Here is an 11,674-nt window from a genome sequence, read left to right as displayed (position 1 = left end):
CGGTCCCTGGTTAATGACGTCCTCCTTCGTCCGCACGGGGGTGGCCGGCGCGGCCGCGTGCGGAACGCCTGTGTTCCCGACGGTGTTCCGGAATCGGAACGCTACGACGAGTCCTGCGACGCTCCTGCAGCTGCCGCTCCGCCGTGCCGGTCCGCCCAGTGCCTGAGCCACGGCGTCCGGCCGCTCGTGGCGGCGTGGACGGTCGCACCGGCTTTCGCTTCTGCGGCGGGTTGTACACGTCGGGGGCGGGCAGCTTCATGAGCCGGCCGAACCGACCTGGTCCCTGCGAGCGTAGTGCGGCCACGGATTCGGGTTCATGGCGAGCACAGTTTGCGAGCACGCCGAACACGAACATGGTCACCACGATGGAGGTGCCGCCTGCGGAAATCATCGGCAGTGTGATGCCGGTGACCGGCAGCAGGCCGACCACGTAGGCGATGTTGATCGCGGCCTGGCCGACCAGCCAGACGGTCAGGGTGGCGGCCACCATCCGGATCCACGGGTCGATGTTGCGCGCCGCGATCCGCAGGCCGACCACCGCGAGCATCGCGAACAGGCCGAGGACCAGCATGCACCCGAGGAATCCGAGCTCCTCGCCGATCAGCGCGAAGATGAAGTCGTTGTGCACGTTGGGCAGGTAGCGCCACTTCGACGGGCCCTGCCCGAGGCCCTTGCCGAACAGCCCGCCGTCGGCCAGCGCGTAGAGCGCCTGCAGCGCCTGGTGGCCCTTGCCGTCCGGATCCTTCTCCGGGTTGAGGAAGGCCACCACGCGGTCGAGCCGGTACGCCTTGTTGAGCGACAGGACGAGGATGCCCGCGACACCACCGATCGCCGCGGCGCCGAAGATCCGCATCGGCGCGCCGGCGAACCACAGCAACGCGAACAGCACGAGCACGAGCGTGACCGTTCCACCCAGGTCAGGCTGCATCATGACCAGCGCGAACATCAGCAACGCGACCGGCACGAGCGGAACCAGCAGATGCCGGTACTGATGCAGCACGGCCTTCTTCTGGACAAGCACGTGCGCGCCCCAGAGCACGAGCGCGAGCTTGGCGACCTCGATGGGCTGGAACGAGATCGGCCCGATCACGAACCAGCTCGTCGTGCCGTTGATCTCGGCACCGAACGGCAGTACGAGCACAAGCAACGCGAAGCACACAGCCAGCGCCGGTCCGCAGAACTGCCGCATGAGCCGCAACGGCAGCCGCAGCGCGACCCAGAACATCACCGCGCCGATCAGCACGAAGAGCAACTGCTTCTTGAAGACCGCGTACACCGACTGGCCGGACTGGATGGACACGACCGCGCTGGCCGACAGCACCATCACCAGGCCCAGCACCGTGAGCAGGCCGAACACCGCGAGAACGAGGTGGAAGCTGGCCAGCGGACGGCCAAGCCAAGCTGTCAGCACGGTGTAGACGCTGGCGCGCTTGCGGCGTTCCTCCCTGGCGCGCTTACGCTCCTCGGCCGTGCTGAGGGTGGCTGTCACAGCGTTGCCTCCCCGTTTTAAGCCGATGCCTGGACAGCCTTCGTGAACGCCTCGCCGCGGTGCACGTAGCTGGTGAACATGTCGTGCGACTTCGCGGCAGGCGCCAGCAGCACCACGTCACCCGGGCGTGCGAGATCGCGGGCCGCGCGTACCGCTGCAGTCATAGGCTCATCGTCTCGTGAACCAAGCCTCTTGACGGGGACCTCCGGGGCGTGTCGCCGCAACGCGTGCGCGAAAACTTCCTGATCAGCGCCCAGCAGCACCACCCCGCGCAACCGGCCGGCCACCCCCGCGACAAGATCATCGACTTCGGCCCCGTGCAGCAGACCGCCCGCGATCCACACAATCGAGTCGTACGCACTCAGTGACCCGGCGGCAGCATGGTTGTTGGTCGCCTTGGAATCGTTGACGTACTGGACGCCGTCGATCTCGCCGACCAATTGGACCCGGTGCGGCTGCGGCTGATAATTGCGCAGACCCTCGCGGATGGCTTCCGGCGACACCCCGTAGGCCGTGGCCAACGCGGCAGCCGCGAGCGCGTTGCTGATGTTGTGCATACCAGGTGGGCGGACTTCGTCAACCGGGCAGAGCCTCCTGAGACCCGAGTTATCCACAGCCCCTTGCTCTGTCCACAGGCCAGCCTCATGCCCTTCCCCAGCCCCGCTCCCCCGATAGACTGGAACAGGGCCGCCCCCCGGAGAGGGTGGGGGCTGGTGTTGTGGGGTATGGGGGGTTCCGGCGGGTTTTTCTGCTGGTGAGGGCTGGTTTTTCCGGGGGTCGGGTTGGTTTGGCGGCTCGGTTTGGGTCCGTGACTCGGTTTGAGCTGGGAACGCAGCCGGGCTTCGGACCTCCACCAGCCAGTTGTTCAGGATGCCGAAGCGGTTGGGGCCTGGGGCGCTGGTTGTGAAGCCGATGCCGCCGCCTGCCAGGCGGGCTGACCATTCGTCGTCGGCGTTGAAGATGCGGGTTTTGGCGCCGGTGTAGATCTTGGCTTTGGCTGCCGCGTATTCGGCCATGGTGCCGTGCCATTCGAGGTGGTCCTCGGCGAGGTTCAGCACCACCGCTGCTTCCGGGGCCAGGGAGTCCTGCCAGTAGAGCTGGTAGCTCGACAGCTCCACGGCCAGGACTTCGTAGCCCGCGCGGACTGCGTCGATTACCGGCAGGCCGACGTTGCCGCAGGCCACGGCTTTCAAGCCGGCCGCGAGCAGGATCGACTCCAGCATTCCCACTGTTGTGGTCTTGCCGTCGGTTCCTGTCACGGCCAGCCAGATTTGGCCGGAGGAGAGCCGCCAGGCCAGTTCGACCTCGCCTATCACTTCGATTCCCGCTGCCTGGGCCGCCACGAGCAGGGGGCTGGCCGGTTTCCAGCCGGGGCTGGTCACCACCAGGTCTGTGCCGGGCGGGGGTTCGGTCAGGCCTGGGGCCGCCATCGGGCCGAAGTCCGTCAACGCCTCGGGGCGGCCGTCGGTAATGGTCACCTGCGCGCCGAGCTCCAGCAGGGCGGCCACGGTCGACCGGCCGGTCACGCCCGCGCCGGCGACCAGGACCTTGCGGCCACGCAACTCAGCCACCACCGGCGGTCAGCCATTCGCTGTAGAACAGGCCAAGGCCGAACATCGCGCAGACGCCGCCCAGCAGCCAGAATCTGATGATCACTGTGGTCTCGGCCCAGCCGGCCAGTTCGAAGTGGTGGTGGAAGGGCGCCATCCGGAATATACGTTTCCCGGTCGCGCGGAACACCGCGATCTGCAGGATCACCGACAGCATCTCCACCGCGAAGATGCCGCCGATCACGATCATCAGCAGCTCGGTGCGGGTCATCATCGACAGGCCGGCGACCAGGCCGCCCAGCGCGAGCGAGCCGGTGTCGCCCATGAAGATCTTGGCGGGCGCCGCGTTCCACCAGAGGAAGCCGATGCAGCCGCCCATCGCGGCCGCCGCCACCACTGCCAGGTCCAGGGGGTCGCGCACGTCGTAGCAACCGGCTGAGGCGAAGCTCGTGCAGTCGTTGCGGAACTGCCAGAAGCAGATGACCACGTATGTGCCGAACACCATCGCCGCCGAGCCGCCGGCCAGGCCGTCCAGGCCGTCGGTGAAGTTCACCGCGTTCGACCAGGCCGCGATGATGCCGTAGCAGAACACCACGAAGCCGATCGTGCCGAACGAGATGAACGAGATGTCCCGGATGAACGACAGGTTGTAGGTCGCCGGGGTCTGGTTGTAGTTGTCGGCGAACCGCAGGGCGAGGACCGCGAACGTGATGCCGACGACGAGCTGGCCGACCAGCTTCGCGGTCTTGTTCAGGCCGAGGTTGCGCTGCTTGCGGATCTTGATGAAGTCGTCGAGGAAACCGACCAGGCCCAGGCCCGTGGTCAGCATCATCACCAGCCAGCCGGACGCGCTGGGCCGGTCGCGCAGGCCCATCAGCATGATCACGCCGTACGCGCCAAGATATCCGGCCCACATCGCGACCATGATCGCCACGCCGCCCATGGTCGGGGTGCCGCGCTTGGACTTGTGCCCCTGCGGGCCCTCCTCCCGGATCTCCTGGCCGAAGCCTTGGCGGGAGAACACCCGGATCAGATAGGGCGTGAACAGGATGGAGATCAGCAGGGCGATCGCGCCCGCCAGGCCGATACCGATCACTTCTGGGCCTCCAGCAGGGCATCAGCCACACGCCACAGTGCCTCGGACTTCGAGGCCTTCACGAGCACCACGTCACCGGGGCGCAATTGTGCTCCAAGCAGCGCGACAGCCGCGTCGACGTCCGGCACCAGCACGGATTCCTCTCCCCACGAGCCTTCGAGGTGGGCGCCCTGGTGCATCGGCCGCGCCTGGTCACCCACCACCACGAGCCGATTGATGTCCAGCCGGACCACGAGCCGGCCGATGTCGTCGTGCGCGGTGACGTGCTCAGCGCCGAGCTCGCCCATCAATCCCAACACCGCCCAGCTGCGGCGGCCGCCTTGTCTGGCCATCTCCGCGAGGCTCTTGAGCGCTGCGCGGACGGACTCAGGGTTGGCGTTGTACGAGTCGTTCACGACCGTCACGCCGTCGGCGCGGGTCGTGACCTCCATGCGACGAGCCGACACGGCCCTCGCCGAAGACAGTCGTGACGCGACCTCTGCGGGCGTCGCGCCGAGTTCCAACGCGACGGCGGCCGCGGACAGGGCGTTGCCGACGTGGTGTTCGCCGTGCAGCGCCAGCTTCACGTCCGCGTCGCCTTGCGGCGTGACGAGCGTGAAGGATGCGCGTGCTTCGTCGTCCAGGGTCACGTTCTCCGCGCGGACCTGGGCGTCAGCGCTCTCACCGACAAGCACCACGCGGGCGCGCGTGCGAGACGCCATCGCGCGCACCAGTGGGTCGTCGGCGTTGAGGATCGCGACGCCGTCTTCTGGCAGGGCCTCGACGAGCTCGCCCTTGGTCTTCGCGATGCCTTCCCGGGAGCCGAACTCGCCGACGTGCGCGGTACCGACGTTGATCACCACGCCGATCTTCGGCGGCGCGATCTCACAGAGCGATGCGATATGGCCGGGGCCACGGGCAGACAGCTCGAGCACCAGGTGCTTGGTCTGCTCATTCGCTCGCAGGACGGTCCACGGGTGGCCAAGCTCGTTGTTGAACGAGCCAGGCGGCGCGACGGTCTCGCCCATCGGCTCGACGACCTGCGCGATGAGGTCCTTGGTGGAGGTCTTGCCGGACGAACCGGTCACCCCGATCACTGTCAGACCTGGAAGCCGGTCGACGACGTATCGGGCCAGCGCGGCCAAGCCCGCCAGGACCGCGGCACCCGCACCGTCCTTGTCGCCGGTCAACGCCACCGAGCGGGTATGCGCGTCGGTGACCGGCGGGACGATCACCGCTGGGGCGTCGACCTCGCGCGCGGCCAGGGTGAGCCGGGCACCGGACGACTTCGCGAAGTCGTGGCCGTCGACCTTCTCACCGGGCATGGCGACGAACAGGCCGTCCGGCGTGACCTTGCGGGAGTCGAATTCCACGCTTCCTGAGACGGTTGAGGCACCGTCGGCGTTGTGCAGTCTGCCGCCGACCGCCTGGGCGATCTCCGCGGCGGTCAACGGAATCACAGACTCACCTCACGGATGGCCGCGGTCAGCTCGTCGCGGTCGGAGAAGGGGTGCACCACGCCGGCGATCTCCTGGCCGGTCTCGTGGCCTTTGCCCGCGATCACCACGGCGTCGCCTGGCCGGGCCTCGGCGACGGCCGCCGCGATCGCCTCGCGGCGGTTGCCGATGTCGAGAACCTCACCGCGCGGTTCGACGGCCAGCGCGCCGTCGACCATCGCCTTGCGGATCTTGGCGGGGTCCTCGCTTCGGGGGTTGTCGTCCGTGACGATGAGCAGGTCGGCTCGCGAAGCGGCCTCCTTGCCCATCAAGGGCCGCTTCGCCGCGTCACGGTCGCCGCCGCAGCCCAGCACCACGATCACGCGGCCGGAGGTCTTGGCCCGGATCGCGTCCAGCGCCAGGGCGACCGCGGCGGGCTTGTGGGAGTAGTCGACGACCGCGGTGAACTGCTGGCCGAGGGCGATGCGCTCCATCCGGCCGGGCACCTGGACCCCGCTGAGGCCCTGGGCGATCGCCTCGGGCTCGATGCCGACCGCGGTCAGGCAGGCGGCCGCCAGCAGCGCGTTGGCCACGTTGAACGTTCCCGGCATCGGCAGCCGGACCGGGAAGCTCGTGTGCGGGCCGTGCACGGTGAACGTTTGCTCGCCGTCGACGGATGACTTGATGTCCGTGGCAGTCCAGTCGGCCCCGTGCTCGGTGGACACGGTGATCGTGTCGGTCTTCACCAGGCGCGCACCCCACTGGCCGTCGGTGTTCACGACCTCGCGGGTGGACCGGCCGTCGAACAGCATGGCCTTGGCCAGGAAGTAGTCCTCCATGTCCCGGTGGAAGTCCAGGTGGTCCTGCGACAGGTTGGTGAAGGCGCCGACGGAGAACCTGGTCCCGCTCACGCGGCCGAGCGACAACGCGTGGCTGGAGACCTCCATCGGCACATGCGTGACACCCTGCTCGACCATCACGGCGAACAGGGCCTGCAGGTCGGGCGCCTCGGGCGTGGTGAACGCACTGGCCAGTCGCTGACCGGCGATCCGGGTTTCGACCGTGCCGACCAGGCCCGTGGTGTGCCCAGCGGCCCGCAGACCGGCTTCGAGCATGTACGTCGTGGTGGTTTTGCCTGATGTGCCGGTTATGCCCAGGATGGACAGTCGCAGCGACGGCTCACCGTAGATCCACGCGGCGATCGACCCCAGCACGCCGCGCGGGTCGTCGTGCACGAGCACCGGGACGGTTGCGTCCTTGAGAAGGTCGGCGCCCTTCCGGTCGGTCAGGACCGCCGCGGCACCGGCCCGGATCGCGTCCTGGGCGAACTGCGCACCATGGACTCGAGCGCCGGCCAATGCGGCGAACAGGTCGCCAGGCTGGACATGCTGCGCCCGCAAGGTGGCGCCGGTGACCATCCCGTCGAGGTCGCCTGAGACGGGATGCGCGTCCGCACGTGCCACCAACGTGGCCAGCGGGACGGGTTCTGTTTTGGCAGGGCGGGGCGGCGCGTTCACGGCCTTGCCCTCGAGCTTCGCGGGCACGCGCGAGAGGCTACCTTCGCCCGTTCGGACGCCACCCAGCGGTGCACGGACAGTCCATTTCTTGATCGTGCTAGAGGAACTAGTTCAGTACCAACGGGACGATCGGGGTCTGCTCGGGCGACAACGGCAGGTTGGCCCGCTGTGCCAGATAGGAAGCGATGTCGTGGAACAGCGGCGCGGCTGTGCGGCCGAACTCGTTGCCGCTGTAGTTCGGCTTGTCCAGCACGATGCCGACCACGAAGCGGGGGTTGTCGGCGGGCAGGATGCCGGCGAACGTGATCCAGTACAGCGAGTTGCTGTACTTGTTGGTCGTCGGGTCGACCTGCTGCGCGGTGCCGGTCTTGCCGGAGATCTGGTAGCCGGTCAGCGCCGCGCCCGGCCCGGTGCCGCTCTGGCCGTTCGGCGCTTTCTGGGTGACCGCACGGAACATGTTCCGCACGGTGATCGCGGTCTGGTCGCTGACCACACGCACGCCCTCGGGCCGTGGCTCCACGTGCCGGTTTCCGTCACGGTCCACGATGGACTTGATGATCCGCGGCGAAACCCGGACACCGTTGTTGGCGATGGTCTGGTACATCCCGGCCATCTGCAGCACGGTCATCGAAAGGCCCTGCCCGATCGGCAGGTTGCCGAAGGTCGAGCCGGACCACGCCTTGCGGTCGGGCACCGAGCCCGCGCTCTCACCGGGCAGGCCGACACCGGTCTTCTGGCCGAGGCCGAACTTCTTGAGCATGTCGGCGTACCGGTCCGGGCCGACCTGCTCGGCCAGCAGCAGCGTGCCGATGTTGGAGGACTTGGCGAACACACCGGTGGCGGTCATGGTCAGCGTGCCGTGGTCCCAGGCGTCGCCGATCACCCGGTCGGCGACCTTGTGCGTGCCCGGCACACGCAGGGTGTCGTCCGGTTTGGTGATGCCGTCCTCGATCGCGGCCGCGGCGGTGACGATCTTGTTCACCGAACCGGGTTCGTACGGTGTGGTGACGGCCGGGTTCCCGGTCGCGTCCGTGTCGCCCAATCCGTTGGGGCCCTTGGGGTCCGCCGGGTCGAAGCTCTTGTCGTTGGCCAGTGCGTACACCTCGCCGGTGTGCGCGTCGAGCACGACCGCCGAGCCGCCTTTCGCACCGGACTTGGCGACATAGTCTGCCAGTTTGCGTTGCACGTCGTACTGGATGTCCGCGTCGATGGTCAGCTCGATGTCCGACCCGTCCTTCGCCTCGCGCAGATTGCGTTCGGTGCCGGGGATCACCACGCCGTCGGCGCCGCCCTCGGTGTCGACGGTCTGGCTGCCGGCCTCACCGGCGAGCTCGGTGTCGCGGTCGTTCTCCATGCCGAACAGGCCGTGCACGCTGTTGCGGTCTTTGCTTTCGCTGCGCCAGTTCGCGAAACCCAGGATGTTGGACGCGATCGTGCCGCCGGGGTACTCACGACGGGCGCGGGGCTCGGACGTGACCTCCGGGTACTTGCGCCGGATCTCCCGCTCCTGAGCGGGCGTGATGTCCTGCAGCAGATAGGTGAAGTTGCCCGAACGCATCTTGTTCAGCAGGTCCTGCTGGTCGGCGGCGGGCACGACGTCCTTGATCTTGGCCGCGATCTCCTGGATCCGGGTGTCGTAGTCGACCTTGGTCTTCTCGTACTCCCGCTTGACGCTCTTGGGCGCCCACGACAGCGCACGGGTCTCCACGCTGAACGCGAGCTGCTTGCCGTTGCGGTCGACGATCTCCCCGCGCTTGGCCGGGATCGGGATGGTCAGCGAGCGCTGCTGGTCGGCCTTCTGCGACAGCGCCTCGGCCTCGAAGCCCTGCACCTGGATCAGTTTCACGCCCGCCGCGACCAGGGCAGCGATCAGCACGAACCGGACCGACAGGATCCGCAGCCGGTTGTTGGCCACCGGACGCTTACGCCGGGCCATCGACGGCCGCTTCGCCGGTGGCTTGCGTGCTGCCCCGCCAGCCGGTTTCCCGGCCGGCTGGCGGGGCGAGCGATGCATGGTCTGCCGGAGTGGTGGTGGCTTGCGAGTGACCGGCTTGTCCCAGTCCCTCGGCATCAGCCGGTCCCACCCGGCGTCGCAGGCGGAGTCGCGTTCTCCGTCGAGGTCGCGGGCGGCGGTACCGGGGGCGTGACCGGCTTGGGCTCGCCGACCACGCTGACCTTGCCGTCCTGCCCGACGATCAGCCGGGATGGGTCGCCGGCCGGGATCATGCCCATCTGGCGCGCCATCTCGGCCAGGGTGGACGCGGACTCCAGCCCGGCCACCTCGCGCTGCAGCACCTCGGCCTGCTCGGCCAGTTCGGTCGCGGCCTTCTTGGCCTGGTCGAGCCGGTACGAGTCGGCGATCGCCTGCGTGGACAGCCACAGCGTGGTGATCACACCAGCCGCGAGCAGCCCCATCACGAGCATCACGAACGAAGCCCGCGACGCGGTCCCGCGCTCGTGCTTCTGCTGCGGCTTGCGACGCGGGTGCCGCTGGACGGGCTGCTCTCCACCTGCCCGGCCCTCACGCTGAGCACGACGCGCGTACGCACGCTCAGCCGCAGCCGTACGAGGGCGCCGTTGCGTGCGCGTGGGCGCAGCAGTGACCTCAGACGTGGTGTCTGGCTTCTCCGTTGTCTCGGTCGAGGCAGCAGCAGCAGCCTTACGGCGCGCTTGTGACGTGCGGCCACGCGAGGACGATCCACCCACTCTTGCTGGTGCGCTCATTGGTGCACCTCCTTGATGCGCTCGGCTGCGCGTAGGCGGACTGAGGCCGCTCGCGGGTTGTGCTCGGTCTCGGTTTCGTCCGCCTGCTCGGCCCCTCGCACGAGCAGACGCAGTTCAGGACCCAGTTCCGGCAGTTCCACCGGCAGGCCCTCCGGGGTCCGAGACTTGGCCAGCTCCGCGAACGCGCGCTTGACCAGCCGGTCCTCCAAGGACTGGTACGACTCCACGACGATCCGGCCGCCCACGGCCAGCGCCGAGATCGCCGCGGGCATGGCCCGCCGCAGCACCTCGAGCTCGCCGTTGACCTCGATCCGCAACGCCTGGAACGTGCGCTTGGCCGGGTGCCCGCCGGTCCGCCTGCTCGCTGCGGGAACGGCGTTGTACAGCAGCTCGACCAGCCGCTCGCTGGTGCTGAACGGCTCACGCTTGCGTTCTGCCACAACGGCTTTCGCGATCTTTCCGGCGAACCGCTCCTCGCCGTAGTCCCGCAGGATCCGCGCCAGGTCGGCGGCCTCGTACGTGTTGAGCACGTCCGCCGCGGTGATCCCGGTGCTCTGGTCCATCCGCATGTCCAGCGGGGCGTCCTTGGCGTACGCGAAACCGCGTTCTGCCTCGTCGAGCTGCATGGACGACACCCCGAGGTCGAACAGCACACCGTCCACCGTGGACATCCCGAGATCCGCCAGCACCTGCGGCATCTCGTCGTACACCGCGTGCACGAGATGGATCCGGTCGGCGAACGGCGAGAGCCGCTCACGGGAGAACGCCAGCGCGTTCGGGTCCCGGTCGAACCCGACGAGCGTCAGCCGCGGATGCGCGGACAGCAATGCCTCGGAGTGACCGCCGAGGCCGAGAGTGGCGTCCACGAGGACCGCGGGACGTTCGGTGAGAGCGGGCGCGAACAATGCGAGTACCCGCTCCAGCAGCACTGGCAAGTGCCGCGGGTTCTCGCGCGTCATCGTCTCGACCCCTCTGTAGTACCGCCTGGATCCACCCCCGAGAAAGCAGATGCCGTCAGGTCCCAGCCCGGAGAAGCGAACCTGGCGCCGGGGAAGGTGCGCCAGGGTCGATCGCCACCGGGCCGAGGCCTCACGGCATCCCGCTGACTAGAAGAATCCGGGCAGTACCTCCTCCCGCGCCTGCGAGTAGCTGTCCTCGTGCTCGTCCAGATATGCCTGCCAGGCCTGGGCGTCCCAGATCTCCAGCCGGGTGATCGCGCCGATCACCACGCACTCTTTGGTGAGCCCGGCATAGCGCCGGAGCTCAGGCGCGATCGCGACCCGTCCCTGGCCATCGGGACGCTGCTCGTCGGTTCCGGCGAACAGGTACCGCTGGTAGGCACGGACCGCCTCGTTGGTCAGCGGGGCGGCGGCGACTTTGCGTGCCATCTCCTCGAACTCCGCCCGGGGGAAGACGTAGAGACAGTGATCCTGACCCTTCGTGACCATCAGACCCCCCGCGAGCGCGTCGCGGAACTTGGCCGGCAGCGTCAGCCTCCCCTTGTCGTCCAGTTTGGGGGTGTGGGTACCGAGGAACACCGGCGGCCACCTCCCCACCGACCCTACGGACCGGCAATGAGGCACCCGTCTGCCCCACTTGCGGCCACAGTACCCCACTTTTCACCACAGTCAACGCGGATCTGCCGCGCTTCGCCCGGTCGATTGACGCGTTTTCGCAGGTAACCGGAGTGGGGGCGAGGTGGGGGACGCCTGCGGGCCTCCCCCGGGCGAGTGCTGCTCAGCTGCTGTTCAGAAGGTGTTCAGTTGTCCACAGTGGGCATCCAGGGCCTTCCCGGGGCCGGTCGCGGACCACGGGTGGGTGAAAGTGGGGAGGCAGGTACGGACCGGGTCAGCGCCACCCGCCCAAGTGATGACAGTCCGTCA

At 68.4% G+C, this 11,674-nt stretch carries 9 protein-coding genes; all 9 read right to left on the bottom strand.

Features of this window, described 5'->3' with window-relative positions:
- Positions 1-10: 10 nt before the first annotated feature.
- A complete protein-coding gene (gene ftsW / locus JOF56_RS21855; protein ID WP_209641033.1) occupies positions 11-1,489 on the bottom strand; it encodes a putative lipid II flippase FtsW in 1,479 nt (492 codons plus the stop codon).
- Positions 1,490-1,506: 17 nt separating this feature from the next.
- Complete coding sequence (locus JOF56_RS58105) at positions 1,507-3,060, bottom strand: Mur ligase family protein (RefSeq protein ID WP_307855203.1); 1,554 nt, start codon at positions 3,058-3,060, stop codon at positions 1,507-1,509.
- On the bottom strand, positions 3,053-4,135 hold the full coding sequence (gene mraY, locus JOF56_RS21840; RefSeq protein WP_209641032.1) for a phospho-N-acetylmuramoyl-pentapeptide-transferase: 1,083 nt from the start codon (positions 4,133-4,135) through the stop codon (positions 3,053-3,055). Before mraY ends, JOF56_RS58105 begins: the two co-directional genes overlap by 8 nt.
- Positions 4,132-5,574, bottom strand: a complete 1,443-nt coding sequence (locus tag JOF56_RS21835; protein ID WP_209641030.1) for a UDP-N-acetylmuramoyl-tripeptide--D-alanyl-D-alanine ligase — start codon at positions 5,572-5,574, stop codon at positions 4,132-4,134. The genes mraY and JOF56_RS21835 overlap by 4 nt, the downstream gene beginning before the upstream one ends.
- Positions 5,571-7,094, bottom strand: a complete 1,524-nt coding sequence (locus JOF56_RS21830; protein WP_307855202.1) for a UDP-N-acetylmuramoyl-L-alanyl-D-glutamate--2,6-diaminopimelate ligase — start codon at positions 7,092-7,094, stop codon at positions 5,571-5,573. The genes JOF56_RS21835 and JOF56_RS21830 overlap by 4 nt, the downstream gene beginning before the upstream one ends.
- Before the next feature lie 79 nt (positions 7,095-7,173).
- Entirely contained in the window at positions 7,174-9,081 is a 1,908-nt protein-coding gene (locus JOF56_RS21825; protein WP_372448389.1) for a peptidoglycan D,D-transpeptidase FtsI family protein, read from the bottom strand.
- A 56-nt stretch (positions 9,082-9,137) separates the two neighbouring features.
- The gene (ftsL, locus tag JOF56_RS21820; RefSeq protein ID WP_209641028.1) at positions 9,138-9,791 is read right to left on the bottom strand and encodes a cell division protein FtsL; all 654 of its coding nucleotides are present in this window, start codon (positions 9,789-9,791) and stop codon (positions 9,138-9,140) included.
- A complete protein-coding gene (rsmH, locus tag JOF56_RS21815; protein WP_209641026.1) occupies positions 9,788-10,750 on the bottom strand; it encodes a 16S rRNA (cytosine(1402)-N(4))-methyltransferase RsmH in 963 nt (320 codons plus the stop codon). The genes ftsL and rsmH overlap by 4 nt, the downstream gene beginning before the upstream one ends.
- Before the next feature lie 147 nt (positions 10,751-10,897).
- Positions 10,898-11,329: a division/cell wall cluster transcriptional repressor MraZ gene (mraZ, locus tag JOF56_RS21810; protein WP_209641025.1), complete on the bottom strand. Its 432-nt coding sequence runs from the start codon at positions 11,327-11,329 to the stop codon at positions 10,898-10,900.
- Positions 11,330-11,674 lie beyond the last annotated feature (345 nt).

Origin of the sequence: Kibdelosporangium banguiense (assembly GCF_017876405.1) — a bacterium.
In the GTDB taxonomy this organism is placed as follows: domain Bacteria; phylum Actinomycetota; class Actinomycetes; order Mycobacteriales; family Pseudonocardiaceae; genus Kibdelosporangium; species Kibdelosporangium banguiense.
Note: the sequence above shows the minus strand (reverse complement) of the source record. Positions and strands in the feature narration are given on the sequence as shown.